Source organism: Halomonas caseinilytica (assembly GCF_001662285.1).
Classification (GTDB): Bacteria; Pseudomonadota; Gammaproteobacteria; order Pseudomonadales; family Halomonadaceae; genus Halomonas; species Halomonas caseinilytica.
The window spans coordinates 210,361-223,735 of sequence record NZ_BDEO01000006.1 but is presented as its reverse complement, the minus strand read 5'-3'; the positions used below and the strand labels follow the sequence as shown (position 1 = coordinate 223,735).

Genomic DNA, 13,375 nt, shown 5'->3' with positions numbered 1-13,375 from the left:
CCATGCCTGCCTTTCGCTCCCCACTCATCGGTTGCCTGGCCGCCGTGGTGGCCGGCGTGCTGACCACGCTCTCCGCCGCCCCCTTCATGCTCTGGTGGCTCGCCCCGGTGGCCGCCGGCCTGCTCTATGCGGGCCTGCCCGCCCTGTCGCCGCGTCAGGCGGCCTGGCGGGGCTGGTGCTACGGTCTGGGCCTGTTCGGCACCGGCGTATCCTGGGTCTACGTCTCGATCCACGACTACGGCTATACCGGCATCCCCCTGGCCGTGACCTTGACCGCCCTGTTCGTGGCCGCTCTGGCACTGTTCTTCGCCGTCACGCTCTGGCTCTATCGACGCCTTGCCGGCCCCCGCTTCGCCGTGCTCACCTTCGCCGGCGCCTGGGTGCTGGGCGAGGCTCTGCGCACCTGGCTGTTCACCGGGTTTCCCTGGCTGCTGCTGGGCAGTGGTCAGGTAGATTCGCCGCTGGCGCCCTGGGCGCCGGTGGGAGGCGTCTATCTGCTGTCGCTGGTCACCGCCCTGACCGGCGCCCTGGGTGTGGAACTGCTGCGCCGGCGCTGGTGGGCCGCCCTGCCCCTGGCCGGACTATGGCTGGCGCCCCTGGCATTGCCCCAGCAGTGGACCCACCCGGCCGGCGAGCCCGTGCGTGTCGCCCTGTTGCAGGGCAACCTGTCGCAGCTGATCAAGTGGACCCCTGAGGGGCAACGCACCGCCATCGATACCTATCGGCGCTTGACCCGGGAGTTGGACAATACGCCGCTCGACCTGGTGATCTGGCCGGAAGCGGCGCTGCCGATGTTCGAGGACCAGGCACGGCCGGTGCTGGAGCGCGCCCAGGCGGGCCTCCCCGACGAGACCCAGTTGCTCACCGGCATTTTGCAGCGCGACGAAGAGGGCAATTTCTACAACAGCGTGGTCGGGCTGAACGGTGTACAGGGCGAATATCGCAAGCGCCACCTGGTTCCCTTCGGCGAATATCTGCCACTGGAGAGCCTGCTGCGCGGCGCCATTGCCTTCTTCGATCTGCCGATGCCGGCAATGACGCCAGGCCCCGATGGCCAGGCACCGATGGTGGCCGCCGGCACTCGCATCGGCAATGCCATCTGCTACGAGATCATCTATGCCGATCTGGTGGCCCGGCAAGCACGCCAATCCGATGTCCTGCTGACCCTTTCCAACGACACCTGGTTCGGCGACTCCCTGGGCCCGCAGCAGCACCTGCAGATGGCCCGTCTGCGCGCGCTGGAGAACGGTCGCTACGTGGTCAGGGCCACCAGCAATGGCGTCACCGCCATCATCGATCCGCAAGGAAGTGTCACCGGGCGCCTGCCCCAGTTCGAAGCGGCCACGCTGGTCGGGGAATACACGCCCATGGAGGGCCTCACACCCTTCACCCGCACCGGTAGCTGGCCGATCTGGCTCCTCGCGGCGTTGATGGTACTGCCAGGACTGCGGCTACGCCGCCGCCAGGAGCCGTAAGCTGGAAGGCAGCATGAACCCCGCCATCATGAGGTCAAGGGTTTTCTTCAAGCTTCCAGCTTAAGCCCGCGAAGCGAGCGTTCTTCCAGCTCCGGGCGAAGCCCGGCTCTTCCAGCTTCATGCCTCGATGTCGCCCAGCACCTCGGGAATCGTCATCTTCACGTAGCGCCCCGGTGCCGGCTCGAGGATATCGAGCTGGCCTTCCCCTGGCTGGCGAGCCGGCACGAGCTTGGCGGGGTCGGCATAGCCGTTGTCGGTCATCCAGGCCTGCCAATGCGGCCACCAGGAGCCTTCGTGCGCCTCGGCTCCCTCGAGCCAGGCCTCATGGTCGTCCGGCAGTTCCTCGTTGGTCCAGAAGCCGTACTTGTTCTTGTGCGGCGGATTGACGATACCGGCGATATGCCCCGAGCCACCCAGCACGAAGGTAACGGGGCCCTTGGGGAGCAAGGCGCCATAATAGGTGCTGTTCCACTTGGCGATGTGGTCCTCGCGCGTGGAAATGAAGTAGCTGGGAGCCGAGATCTTGCGCAGGTCGATCTTCACGCCGTCGAGCTCAATGCCATCCGGCTCGACCAGGCGGTTCTCTCGATAAAGGTGCCGCAGGTACCAGCCATGGGTACCTGCCGGCAGGTTGGTGCCGTCGGTATTCCAGTACAACAGATCGAAGGGAGCCGGCGCGTCGCCCTTGAGGTAGTTGTTGATGTAGAACGACCAGAAGAGGTCGTTCTCGCGCAGCAGGTTGAAGGAGTAGGCCATGACTCGGCCGTCCAGGTAGCCATCCCGCTCGAGCGTCTCCTCGATGCCCTTGAGCACCGGCTCGGTGAGGAAGACACCCAGCTCGCCGGGGTCGCGGAAGTCCTGCAGGGTCGCCATGTAGGTAACCGAGCGAACCTTGCGACCGCGCCGGGTACTGGTCAGATAGGCTACCGTGGAAGCGGCCAGGGTGCCGCCGACGCAATAGCTCATCAGGTTGACCGACTTTTCGCCGACGGCCTGCTCGATGGCCTCCATGCTGGCGATGGGACCCATCTGCATGTAATCGGCCCAGGTCAGGTCGCGCTGTTCGGGGCCCGGATTGCGCCACGAAATCAGAAAGACGCTGTGCCCCTGATCCACCAGCCACTTGACCAGCGAGTTCTCCTGGCGAAGGTCGAGCACGTAGTACTTGTTGATCCAGGGCGGGATCACCAGCAACGGCGTCTTGAAGACCTTCTCGGTGCTGGGTGCATACTGGATCAGTTGCATCAGCTCGTTCTCGAAGACCACCGCCCCCGGCGTGACGGCAATGTTCTCGCCGACCTCGAAGGCCCCGCGATCGGTCATGGTGACATTGAGACCCTCGACCGAATTGGCGAGGTCCTCGCGCAGCCGGGCCAGCCCATCCACCAGGTTCTGGCCTCGTGTCTCCAGGGTGCGGCGCATCACTTCGGGATTGGTGGTAACGAAGTTGGTCGGCGACATGGCATTGACCAATTGCCGCGCATAGAAGGCGAGATTGCGCCGATGATCATCCGACAGCCCCTCGAGGCTTTCCACCAGCGCCTCGACCCGATGGGCAAACAGCAGGTACTGCTGCATGATCGACATGTAGAAGGGATCGCTGTGCCAGGCCTCGTCCTGAAAACGCCGGTCTCCCTTCGCCGGCGTAACCAGAGGCGTCACCGACTCGCCGGCCAGCGCCTTGAGGCCGTGCTGCCAAAGCCGGTATTGGTCTTCCATCAGGCGCGCCTGCGTCTGCCACAACAGGGAGGGATCCCGATTCAGCGCCTCGGCACCGGCACGAAAGCTGTCGTGCATGTCGGCATAGACAGACTCGGCGGCGACATCCGGCACCAGGCGGGGCAGCACATCCTCGAGCAAGGCCCGATACTGTTCGCCGATCAGCTTGACCTGCTCGCCCCATGCCTCGAGTTCGGCCTGCGACGGTGCGTGATTCCCTGGCTGCATCATTCCCTCCCGCAATCTGGACACACGCCCCCACCCTCTCGTCCAGCGGGTGGTGGCGGCTCCGGGCATTGGTCGGAAAGGTGACTGCGCACGTCGCCTGGTCGGACAATGCCCGGCGATGGCATGAAAGCCGTTCAGCTACGCTTGCGCGACGCCTGGCTGGTGGCCTTGGCCGGCCCGGCGTCCCCGGATGTCCCGGCCTCCTCGCTCATCGCCTCGGGCGTCTGGCCGGATTCGCCATAGAGGCGCTCCAGTTCGCTCTTGAAGCGCAGGCTCATCTCGCTCATGGCCCGTGCGTCCTCGAGCATCAGATTGGAGAGCTCCGTCATCATCTCGACCTGGCGCGTGCCGAAGTCACGCATGCTCTCGGCATCGCTGACATCGGAGGCATCTCGCAGACGCGAGGTACCCATCTGGCTGTATCGCTTCATGGCCTCCAGCTGGTACTGGGTCACACGCTCCATGTTGTCCAGCATCAAGGCATTGAGCTTGCGCATCGGCGTGAAGAACTCGCGAGCCTGCTCGTTGAACGCATCGATCATCTTGTCCTGCATGGCCTGACCCTCCTCGAGGAATGCGGATGACATCCGTGCTGCACTGCACAAAGACTAGTCTGGCATGCAGCCCGTTGCAAGATGATGACGATGCACGCCCACCCGAGAGCAGTGCCTCAGCTCTTGCGCCGACTCCGAGACTGGGCGCTGGCCGAGGAGGCCTTGCCGGCGCCTTGTCCGGATGTCCCGGAGGGCGGTTCATCCGGGTCGTTTTCCTGGCTTCGGGCAGCCCCGGAGGCGGCGCGACTCAGCATGTCCATCATCATCTGCTGATAGTTGCCGACGTTGGCCATGCCCTGCTGGAAGAGCGGTTGCTGGAGGAAGGGCTGCATCAGGCTCATGGGATCATAGCCCTCGACGCCGGACTCCATCTGCTTCTGGATACGTTCCAGCAACTCCTGCTGAAAGGCTTCCACATCGGGCAGCCCGAGTGCCCGGCGGAATTCATCGGGCGTCAAATCGAACTCGACGTTGATCTTCATGGGCGCCTCGCCTGGCCAATGTGAGTGAGGTGATACTTCCCCAGTGTAGCAGCCCGGCCGTTCAGGACATGCGGCTCAGGACAGTCTGGGCGTCGACACCTCGACATCCTGATTCTGCCCACGGTGGCGCAGCAGATGATCCATCAGGGTCAGCGCCATCATCGCCTCGGCGATGGGCGTGGCGCGAATACCGACACAGGGGTCGTGACGCCCCCGGGTGACCACCTCCACCGGCGCGCCGGTGATGTCGATGGAACGCCCCGGCGTGGTGATGCTGGAGGTCGGCTTGAGCGCCAGGTGCGCGATGATCGTCTGGCCGCTGGAAATGCCGCCCAGAACACCGCCGGCATGATTGGACAGAAAGCCCTCGGGCGTCATTTCATCGCGATGCTCGCTGCCCCGCTGGGCCACCGAGGCAAAACCGTCACCGATCTCCACGCCCTTCACGGCGTTGATGCTCATCAGGCCATGCGCCAGCTCGGCATCGAGACGATCGAAGACCGGCTCGCCAAGGCCAGGCGGCACGCCCTCGGCGACCACCGAGATCCGCGCGCCCACCGAGTCCTGATCGCGCCGCAACTGATCCATGAAGGCTTCGAGCTCAGGCACTTTTTCCGGGTCGGGACAGAAGAATGGATTGGCGTCCACCGCCGCCCAGTCACGAAACTCGATGGCGATGGGGCCGAGCTGGCTCATGTAGCCGCGCACCCGGATGCCCTGACTGGCCAGGTATTGCTTGGCAATAGCGCCGGCAGCCACCCGCATGGCGGTTTCCCGGGCGCTGGAACGGCCACCACCACGGTAGTCGCGAACCCCGTACTTGTGATGATAGGTGTAGTCGGCGTGGGCCGGGCGAAACTGGTCCTTGATCCGCGAATAGTCCTTGGAGCGCTGGTCGGTATTCTCGATCAGCAGGCCAATGGACGTCCCGGTGGTCACGCCCTCGAAGACGCCGGAAAGCAGACGTACCCGGTCGGGCTCGCGGCGCTGGGTGGTATGCCGCGAGGAACCCGGCCGGCGACGGTCAAGGTCGCGCTGAATGACCTGCTCGTTGATCGGCACGCCCGGCGGGCAGCCATCGACGATGGCACCCAGCGCCGGGCCATGGCTCTCGCCGAAGGTGGTGACGGTGAACAGCTTGCCGAAGGTGTTGCCGGACATGGGCGTTCCTCAATGACGAATCAGGCGAAGGACGCCGCATGGGCGTCGAGTTCCGCGGCGGTCAGCGCGAACACGCCCTGGCCACCGCGCTCGAATTCCAGCCACAGGAAGGGAACCTCGGGAAAGGCCGCTTCCAGGTGGTGATCGGAGTTGCCGACCTCGACGATCAGCACGCCGTCGTCGGTCAGATGCTCGCGAGCCTCACGCAGGATACGCCGTACGATATCCAGGCCATCGGGGCCGGCCCCCAGCGCCAGACCCGGCTCGTGGCGAAACTCGGCAGGCATGGTAGCCAGGTCCCGGGCATCGACATAGGGCGGATTGGAGACGATCACGTCATAGCGCCGCCCTTCGAGGGCAGCGAAGAGATCCGAGGCAACGGCCCGGACACGGCCGCCGACATCGTGACGGGTGATGTTGAGGCGCGACACCTCCAAGGCGTCGGCGCTGACGTCGGCCAGATCGACCTCGCAGGTAGGCAGGTGCAGGGCGGTGGCGATGCCGATGCAGCCGGAGCCGGCGCACAGGTCCAGCACCCGCGATGGCGGTTCGATGGGGAACCAGGCGCCGAAGCCTTGCTCGATCAGCTCGGCGATGGGCGAGCGTGGAATCAGTACCCGTTCGTCGACGCTGAAGGGCACGCCGGCGAAGAAGGCCTCGCCCAGCAGATAAGGCAAGGGGCGACGACTCTCGATTCGCTCCCTGGCGAGCCCGACGATACGACGGCGCTCCATGGGCAGCAGACGTGCGTCGAGCACGCCAGGATCGACGTTCCACGGCAGGTGCAAGGCCCCCAGCGTCAGGGCCACCGCCTCGTCCCAGGCGGAGTCGGTGCCATGGCCATAATGCAGGCCGGCCAGATGAAATTCGCTGGCGGCCCAGCGCAGGCAGTCTCGCAGGGTAATCAATCCCTCGGCAAGCTCGGCGTCGTCGAGCGTCAGAGTGGAAGTCGATGAAGAGCAGACGGAATCGGCCACGGGGCATCCTGTTCGACGATTGCATGGGAGGCGGCTGAGCCCCGATTGTACCCTCGGCGGCGGTTCACAGCCACGTCAGGGCCGGTATACTGGCCCCTTTTCAGGTCCACGCGAGCCACGAACGACATGAGCCGACGCCGCTATCAGCCGGACGCCGATGACATCAACGCCTTCCGTCAGGCGCTGAGCAAGGCCGGCGTGCGTCCGCTGCAAAGCAACCGCGCCGATCCCGGTCGTCCGCGTCGGGAAGACGAAGCCGCGCGAGCACGTCGCGCCGCGGCCACCGACGCCGGCTCGGACAATGCCACCGGGCGCTCCTCCGATGGCCGCGTCGAGGCGGTCCGGCCCTCGGCCTATCTCGATTTCGCACTGCCCGATCTGCCCTATCGCACCCGCAGCCAGCTCAAGCGCGGCCGGATCGCCTGGGAAGCGGGGCTGGACCTGCACGGCCATACCGTCAATGAAGCCCGAATCGAGCTCGAGACCTTCCTGCGCGATGCCGAGGCCGAGCGAGCACGTTGCGTACTGGTCGTGCATGGCAAGGCCTGGGGCACCACCTCCGATTACCCGGTGATCAAGAGCCACGTCAACGCCTGGCTGCGCGAATGGCCGAGTGTCCTGGCCTTCTGTTCAGCCACCGACGTCGATGGCGGCACCGGCGCGGTGTACGTGCTGTTGCGACGTCAACGTTAGGCTGCTCCAGGGCGAGCGGGCAACACGGCCGTTGTCGCGACTCGCTCACCGCTCCGAGGTCAGCCCCACGTTGAGCTCGCGCTCGCGCCGATCCAGCGCCTCCCGGGCCAGATGCCGCCCCAGGCATATCAGTGCCTCGGCGCGGTGGAACTCATAGGCGCCGCAGACCGTCTTGGGGATCTCGACCAGCACATCCGGCGGATAGCCTGCCAGCTTGTACTTGGCAATCGCCCCCTGGGCAATGTCGAAGGATGCCAGCATCATGTCGAGACGCCCCCAGGCATGGCGTCCACGCTCGAGCTTGCCCTGTTCGGCGTCATCATCGCCGTCACCGCCGCCGAAGCCATCGAAGAGCCGGCGAGTGGCGCCTCGAACGCCCTCCATCCAGCCGGCGAAATCGACCGCCCCCGAGCGGTCGCGCTCCTTCTCGCGCGCCTGTTCCTCGGCGGCTTCCTTAGGTGGCAGCAAGGATTCCAGCGTCACCGGCCGCGAGGTGTGGGCAGTCGCATTGACCGCCATGAGGAAATCCGCACTCACGCCCACCGCCGGCATCACCGGCAAGGGGTTGAGCAGGCCACCATCCACCAGCACCTGGGCGCCTCGATAGACGGGCGTGATCACCCCCGGCACCGCAATGGAGGCGCGAATGGCCTGTAGCAACGAGCCGGACTGGAACCACACCTCCCGCTGGCGAGTCAGGTCGGTGGCCACGGTGGTCACCGGAATCGACAAGTCCTCGATCAGGCTGTCGCCGACCAGCTCCTCCAGCTTGCTCATCACCTTGCTGGCCTTCATGGCCCCCATCGGACTCCAGGTGACATCCACCAGGCGCAGTACATCGAAGTAATCCAGGCGACAGACCCAGTCGCGATAGGCACTCAGCTCACCCGCCGCATAAATTCCGGCCACCAGTGCTCCCATGGAACAGCCCGACAGCGCCACGACCTCATAGCCGCGCGCCTCGAGCTCCTCGATGACGCCGATGTGCGCATAGCCACGCGCCCCACCGCTGCCCAGCGCCAGCACGACACGTCGGCCGGCGGCATCATCGGAATGTCGTTCGGTCATCGTCGTTGTCTCCCTCAGCTTCGACCGATGCCGTGAACATGCGTCGCGATCGCTTCCGCCACGGCATTCACCCGTCCCGGTTCCAGATGCAGGTGGTGGCCACCCGCCAGCACCCGCCTCGTCAGTTCAGCAACCGCGGCCCGTCTCTGCGCCATGCCCTCCCGCTCGGAGAGAATGCCGTCTTCCCCCTCGACCAAGAGCACGTCACAGCGAATGGCCTCCAGCATGGCCAGCATCTGATCGGAAGAGAGTCGCACCGGCGAAGCCCAGCGCAAGCGGGGATCGCTGCGCAGCCGCCACTCCCCCCATGCCAGGGCTTCCAGGTTACGTTCGACCAGGGGCCTGGCAGTGGCCGAGTCGATCGGCGTGGCACTGCCGGCGACCCGCGCCGTAACAGCGCTCTCGATATCAGCATAGCGTGGCGCCGTCGCCCCTGGCCGCCGACGCGCCATCAGCCCCTTGCGGAGCTGCCGCGGCGCGGCCGGGAAATCGGTGGTCACCGCGCCGAGACCGTCGATCAGGGTCAGCCTCTCGACGCGTTCCGGCAGGCCGGCCGCCAGCAGGCACGCCACTCCGGCGCCCATGGAATGCGCCATCAGCGGGGCACGCTCGAGCCCCAGGGCGTCGAGCGCATCGAGGACATCATGACAGTAGTCCCAGAGGGCATAGTCCCCGTCCCCGGCCAGATAATGCGAGTGTCCATGCCCCGCAAAGTCGAGCGCCACGACCCGGATCCCCAAACGCGACACAAGACGCGGCGCGAGGCGCGAGAAACTGGCCGCGTTATCCAGCCAGCCATGCAGGGCGAGCCAGGTCGGCGCCCGAGCCTCGCCCCAGGACAGGGCAGCCAGGCGACCGTCGGCAAGACGCAAGGCTTCCCCCGAGCTCATCGTCCATCTCCGCACATCAGCGCATCGAGCATGGTCAGCAAGGCCGCGCGCGTCGCTTCAGGATGCTCCATGGGAAACATGTGACCACCGGGCACCTCGGCGACGCGAATGCCTCGGCGCTTCAGCCTGCGTCGCCGCCGCGGCGTGAGCAAGTCGGAATCGCTGCCGGCCAGCACGCCCAGCGGCACTCTCACGTCCTCGGGTAGATCGTTCAGGTGATCGGGCAGATGGCGGAAGACATCCACTTCGATATCGGGATCGTAGCGCAGCACCACCTCTCCCGACTTGAGTTCCTGGGTACCGCCTTCGATATAGTCGTCCAGCGCCTGCTCGGTGAAGCGGCGAAACAACCCTCGGCGACGCAGGTAATCGCGCATCGCCGCGCGATCCGACCAACGCGAGCGGCGTCCCAGGGTCCGCCCCGCCGGGGTGATCCGATCGACGAAGCCGAGACGCTTGGCCGCTTTCATGGCCATGGCATCGATGCCCAGCATCAAGGGAGGATCGAGCATCACGACACAACGGAAACGTTCCGGTGCCTGTTCGGCTGCCATGGCCATCAGCACCCCGCCCATGGAATGCCCGACACCGATGATCGGCCTGGAAAACGCTTGCAGCTGTGCAAGCAGCTCGTCACGCAAGGCAAGCCAGTTGTGCCCTACGGGAAAGTCGGGATGATGGCCGAGCTGCTCCACGGGGCGTACATCGAAACGCGCCTCGAGCGGCGCCAGAAAGCTGCGATAACTACGGCCGGGAAAGCCGTTGGCATGGGCGAAGACAAGAAGGGAGTCGGTTTCGGGCTGGGGCATGGCGTCTTCCGGTTTGGCGGGCCGTCTGGTGATAGCAGGCTAACGGGAATACCATGATGCGCCAAGTCGCCTTTCGCCCCATTCACCCAAGACCTGGAGTCGTCGTGACACATCGCCCCGACAAGCCTCGCCGAGACACCCGTCTGCGCAACCGCATCTTCTTCACCACCGTGGCCATCGCCATCGTCATCGGACTCTGGATGGCGCGCTAACCGCTATCCGCCACCCCGGCGCCGGATTTACTCGTCCCGATAACGTGCGTACATATCCCTGGAGCGGCTGAGATGCTCATGCATCGCCTGGCGTGCGGCAGGACCGTCTCGGTTGAGGATGGTCTCCAGGATCCGGGTATGCTCCTCATGCACCAGTTCGAGATAGCGCGCCGAGGAACTCGGGTCGATGTCGACGCTGAGCAGCTTGGAGCGAGGAATCATGCTGTCGCTCAACGGCTCGTAGAAGCGTTCGAAGAATACGTTGTGGGTTGCCTTGACGATGGCATGATGAAAGGCGAAATCCTCCCGACGGGCCTGAGACTGACTGGCCTGAACCGCCGAAAATTCCGCATGCCGCGCTTCAAGGCGCGCTCGGTCTTCTGCGTCATGGCGTAACGCGGCCAACTCGGCGGCGCTGGGTTCCAGCGTCAACCTCAACTCCAGGACCTGCAGAATATCCTCGACGGTCTGGGGACTGATGTGCACCGCCGGACGCGGCTCGACCACATCGGTGCGCAACACTGTCGTCCCGACGCCACGGCGAGTCTCGACCAGGCCAAGCGACTTGAGATGAGTGATCGCTTCACGAATCACCGTGCGACTCACGCCAAAGGCATCGCACAGCTCGCTCTCGGTAGGCAGCTTGCTGCCCACCGGCGTATCCCCTGAGGTGATCCGTCGCTCGAGCTGTTCCAGCACCGCCTGGGACAGACTGCCCTCGCGAGTGATGCGCTTGACGCCCCAAGAATTCGAAACCGCCATCTCACGACCCTCTGCCACATATATTCGACTATCAATGCTGCCATGATACCGGCAGCAGATGGGTTCGACATCCATATTTATAATATATCATACAAATAATCTCGTACCGACAGGCAAGAAGTTCTGTTTCTCCTATTCCGAAAGTGACGATCAATATCCCTGGAGCGTCACACAAGACATTGCAACATAGCGTAACAGCATTACATCGGGAAATGGCGACACAGTGTGGCCCAAGAACCATGCTGAGTCACCAGCACGCCCCATTACGAAACAGCGAGTTCTGACGCACTCACCTCCAATCCGCACATTACCGGTATTGAACAATACGCTTAAGCAAGCGTCGCCTGACACCGTGCGCATAGCACTAATGTCTAAGGGACAGAGACTTTCTGTTTCATTGCCATACTACCATACTAGCTTTATCGAATAGGTCGCCAGCCGGCTCCATGGCGGCGAAATGAGGTGAATCTCATGCACGCGACACTTCAAGCACTATGGCAAGAAACCCGTGATAGCGACTCGGTGCGCCAGCGGCTCCATCAGGTATTACGCCAGTCCATCATTCGCATGGTGCTGGCACCGGGGCAGGCCTTATCGGAAAAGGAGCTCGCCGATACCTTTTCGGTAAGCCGTCAGCCGGTCCGTGAGGCCTTCATCCGGCTTTCGGAAGCGGGTCTGGTCAAGGTGCGACCCCAACGTGGCACCTTCGTGGTCAAGATCTCGCAGCAGGCAGTGCTCGAGGCACGCTTTGTGCGCGAAGCGGTTGAAGTGGCCGTGGCTCGTGAAGCCGCGACTCAGGGACTGGCGCAACAGGTGCTCGCCGAGCTCCGTGAGTTGATCGATCACCAGCGGCTTTGCATCGAACCGGCCGATCACGACCGGTTCTTTCTGCTCGACGAAGCCTTCCATCGCACCCTATCGCTGGGTGTCGGTCAGCAAACCGCCTGGAAAGTGATCGAGGAGGTCAAGGCGCAACTCGATCGGGTGCGCTACCTGAGTATCCCGGCCAGCACCCCCATCGATAAGTTGATCGAGCAGCATGCGGCCATCGTCGATGCCATCGAGCAGCACGATGTAGACGCGGCGGCTGATGCCATGCGCATCCATCAGAACGAGATCCTGCAATCGCTACCCGATCTCGTGGACCGCTTCCCCGACATGTTCCAGGAGACAACAGCCACCTCCCGGGCCATCCACACAGCACTCGGGTAATCCCGACACTGTGATGGCGTCATGGCCTCATCTCAAACTCCCATGAAACACGCCAGGAGATACCATGAAAACAACACTGACCCTCCCTGTTGCAGCACTGGCTCTCGCGGGCAATCTTGCCCACGCCGACTATGAGCTGAATCTATCCACGGCCTTGAGTGGTCAGGATCCCATCGTGAAAGCCATGGAAGAGGCCAAACACGAAATAGAGGAGCGCTCCGAGGGCGAATTGCGGCTCAATGTGTTTCCCAACAGCCAGCTTGGCTCCGACGAAGATGTGGTCGAGCAAATTCGCAGCGGTGCCAATATCGCCATCCTCATCGATGCCGGCAGGTTGTCAGAGTATCAACCCGAGCTGGGCATCCTGGCTGCGCCCTATCTGGTCGAGGATCACACCCAATACGAGGCCATCACCGACACCGACCTCTACCGGGGCTGGGTGGAGGATCTGGCCGACAACAGTGGCCTGAGGCTGCTGAACTACAACTGGTTCCAGGGCTCGCGGGAAATGCTTACCCAGACCCCGATCGAAACCCCGGAAGATCTGCAGGGGGTTCGTACACGCACCATCAACTCGCCGGTCTGGCTCAAGACCATCGAGGCCATGGGGGCCACGCCCGCGCCGCTGCCCTGGTCCGAGGTCTATTCGGCCCTGCAGCTGGGATCGATTGATGCCGCTGAGGCTCAGTTGACCGCCGCCGATGGACAGCGCCTCCAGGAGGTCATCGATCACGTTGCCCTGACCCACCATATCCAGTTGATGACGGGGATCGCCACTTCGGAGCAGTGGTTCCAGTCACTGCCGGATGAACTGCGCACCATCCTCGATGAAGAGCTCAAGGAAGCCGGCAACGAGGCCAGTCAAGCTACCGTGGACGCACAGGACGCCGTGCGCGAGAAGATGGAGCAGGAAGGCGTCACCTTTACCGAGGTGGATACCAGTCTGTTCCGCGAACGCGTCGATACCGTCTATGAAGAGCTTGGCTACGACGAATACCGCGACCAACTGGTTTCCGAGATCGGTGACTAACCATGGGTATCCGTTCTTCTGCTTCCAGCGGTAGCAACGTAAAAGGAGGGGTAGCTCGCCCCTCCCTCTCCCCAACCCGCGGCAAGCGAGCCGCCGGCAAGGC

Annotated in this window: 13 protein-coding genes; 4 read left to right on the top strand and 9 right to left on the bottom strand. The window is 64.0% G+C overall.

What is annotated here, in order from left to right; translation table 11 throughout:
- Nucleotides 1-2 precede the first annotated feature (2 nt).
- Complete coding sequence (gene lnt, locus HSDC_RS07280; protein ID WP_244534450.1) at nucleotides 3-1,475, top strand: apolipoprotein N-acyltransferase; 1,473 nt, start codon at nucleotides 3-5, stop codon at nucleotides 1,473-1,475.
- Between the two features lie 117 nt (nucleotides 1,476-1,592).
- Here the strand turns inward: lnt and phaC are convergent, their stop codons facing one another.
- From phaC to prmB, 5 genes are all read right to left on the bottom strand, one after another.
- Entirely contained in the window at nucleotides 1,593-3,422 is a 1,830-nt protein-coding gene (gene phaC, locus HSDC_RS07275; protein ID WP_064699275.1) for a class I poly(R)-hydroxyalkanoic acid synthase, read from the bottom strand.
- A gap of 134 nt (nucleotides 3,423-3,556) precedes the next feature.
- On the bottom strand, nucleotides 3,557-3,976 hold the full coding sequence (locus HSDC_RS07270) for a phasin family protein (protein ID WP_064699274.1): 420 nt from the start codon (nucleotides 3,974-3,976) through the stop codon (nucleotides 3,557-3,559).
- Between the two features lie 116 nt (nucleotides 3,977-4,092).
- The gene (locus HSDC_RS07265) at nucleotides 4,093-4,458 is read right to left on the bottom strand and encodes a DUF6489 family protein (RefSeq protein ID WP_064699273.1); all 366 of its coding nucleotides are present in this window, start codon (nucleotides 4,456-4,458) and stop codon (nucleotides 4,093-4,095) included.
- Nucleotides 4,459-4,533: 75 nt separating this feature from the next.
- Entirely contained in the window at nucleotides 4,534-5,619 is a 1,086-nt protein-coding gene (gene aroC / locus HSDC_RS07260) for a chorismate synthase (protein ID WP_064699272.1), read from the bottom strand.
- A gap of 20 nt (nucleotides 5,620-5,639) precedes the next feature.
- Nucleotides 5,640-6,596: a 50S ribosomal protein L3 N(5)-glutamine methyltransferase gene (gene prmB, locus HSDC_RS07255; RefSeq protein WP_064699271.1), complete on the bottom strand. Its 957-nt coding sequence runs from the start codon at nucleotides 6,594-6,596 to the stop codon at nucleotides 5,640-5,642.
- A 126-nt stretch (nucleotides 6,597-6,722) separates the two neighbouring features.
- On the opposite strand from prmB, the gene HSDC_RS07250 reads away from it, so the two are divergent.
- A complete protein-coding gene (locus HSDC_RS07250) occupies nucleotides 6,723-7,289 on the top strand; it encodes a Smr/MutS family protein (RefSeq protein ID WP_064699270.1) in 567 nt (188 codons plus the stop codon).
- A 45-nt stretch (nucleotides 7,290-7,334) separates the two neighbouring features.
- Here HSDC_RS07250 and HSDC_RS07245 read toward each other — a convergent pair whose 3' ends face one another.
- From HSDC_RS07245 to HSDC_RS07230, 4 genes are all read right to left on the bottom strand, one after another.
- Nucleotides 7,335-8,357: a patatin-like phospholipase family protein gene (locus HSDC_RS07245; protein ID WP_064699269.1), complete on the bottom strand. Its 1,023-nt coding sequence runs from the start codon at nucleotides 8,355-8,357 to the stop codon at nucleotides 7,335-7,337.
- Between the two features lie 14 nt (nucleotides 8,358-8,371).
- On the bottom strand, nucleotides 8,372-9,247 hold the full coding sequence (locus HSDC_RS07240) for an alpha/beta fold hydrolase (protein WP_064699268.1): 876 nt from the start codon (nucleotides 9,245-9,247) through the stop codon (nucleotides 8,372-8,374).
- Nucleotides 9,244-10,056 (bottom strand): alpha/beta fold hydrolase, encoded by an 813-nt coding sequence (locus HSDC_RS07235; protein WP_064699267.1) that lies wholly within the window; start codon nucleotides 10,054-10,056, stop codon nucleotides 9,244-9,246. Before HSDC_RS07235 ends, HSDC_RS07240 begins: the two co-directional genes overlap by 4 nt.
- 239 nt (nucleotides 10,057-10,295) lie before the next feature.
- On the bottom strand, nucleotides 10,296-11,030 hold the full coding sequence (locus HSDC_RS07230; protein ID WP_064699266.1) for a FadR/GntR family transcriptional regulator: 735 nt from the start codon (nucleotides 11,028-11,030) through the stop codon (nucleotides 10,296-10,298).
- Nucleotides 11,031-11,501: 471 nt separating this feature from the next.
- Between HSDC_RS07230 and HSDC_RS07225 the strand changes: the two genes are divergently transcribed.
- Together HSDC_RS07225 and HSDC_RS07220 are read left to right on the top strand one after the other, a co-directional pair.
- The gene (locus HSDC_RS07225; RefSeq protein WP_064699265.1) at nucleotides 11,502-12,242 is read left to right on the top strand and encodes a GntR family transcriptional regulator; all 741 of its coding nucleotides are present in this window, start codon (nucleotides 11,502-11,504) and stop codon (nucleotides 12,240-12,242) included.
- A 64-nt stretch (nucleotides 12,243-12,306) separates the two neighbouring features.
- On the top strand, nucleotides 12,307-13,272 hold the full coding sequence (locus tag HSDC_RS07220; protein WP_064699264.1) for a C4-dicarboxylate TRAP transporter substrate-binding protein: 966 nt from the start codon (nucleotides 12,307-12,309) through the stop codon (nucleotides 13,270-13,272).
- The last annotated feature ends 103 nt before the right edge of the window (nucleotides 13,273-13,375 follow it).

Coding starts and splice junctions, on each gene's coding strand:
- HSDC_RS07265 (WP_064699273.1), bottom strand. CDS start 4,458: ATGAAGATCAACGTCGAGTTCGATTTGACGCCCGATGAATTCCGCCGG.
- HSDC_RS07270 (WP_064699274.1), bottom strand. CDS start 3,976: ATGCAGGACAAGATGATCGATGCGTTCAACGAGCAGGCTCGCGAGTTC.
- HSDC_RS07230 (WP_064699266.1), bottom strand. CDS start 11,030: ATGGCGGTTTCGAATTCTTGGGGCGTCAAGCGCATCACTCGCGAGGGC.
- HSDC_RS07250 (WP_064699270.1), top strand. CDS start 6,723: ATGAGCCGACGCCGCTATCAGCCGGACGCCGATGACATCAACGCCTTC.
- phaC (WP_064699275.1), bottom strand. CDS start 3,422: ATGCAGCCAGGGAATCACGCACCGTCGCAGGCCGAACTCGAGGCATGG.
- HSDC_RS07220 (WP_064699264.1), top strand. CDS start 12,307: ATGAAAACAACACTGACCCTCCCTGTTGCAGCACTGGCTCTCGCGGGC.
- lnt (WP_244534450.1), top strand. CDS start 3: ATGCCTGCCTTTCGCTCCCCACTCATCGGTTGCCTGGCCGCCGTGGTG.
- HSDC_RS07235 (WP_064699267.1), bottom strand. CDS start 10,056: ATGCCCCAGCCCGAAACCGACTCCCTTCTTGTCTTCGCCCATGCCAAC.
- HSDC_RS07245 (WP_064699269.1), bottom strand. CDS start 8,357: ATGACCGAACGACATTCCGATGATGCCGCCGGCCGACGTGTCGTGCTG.
- aroC (WP_064699272.1), bottom strand. CDS start 5,619: ATGTCCGGCAACACCTTCGGCAAGCTGTTCACCGTCACCACCTTCGGC.
- HSDC_RS07225 (WP_064699265.1), top strand. CDS start 11,502: ATGCACGCGACACTTCAAGCACTATGGCAAGAAACCCGTGATAGCGAC.
- HSDC_RS07240 (WP_064699268.1), bottom strand. CDS start 9,247: ATGAGCTCGGGGGAAGCCTTGCGTCTTGCCGACGGTCGCCTGGCTGCC.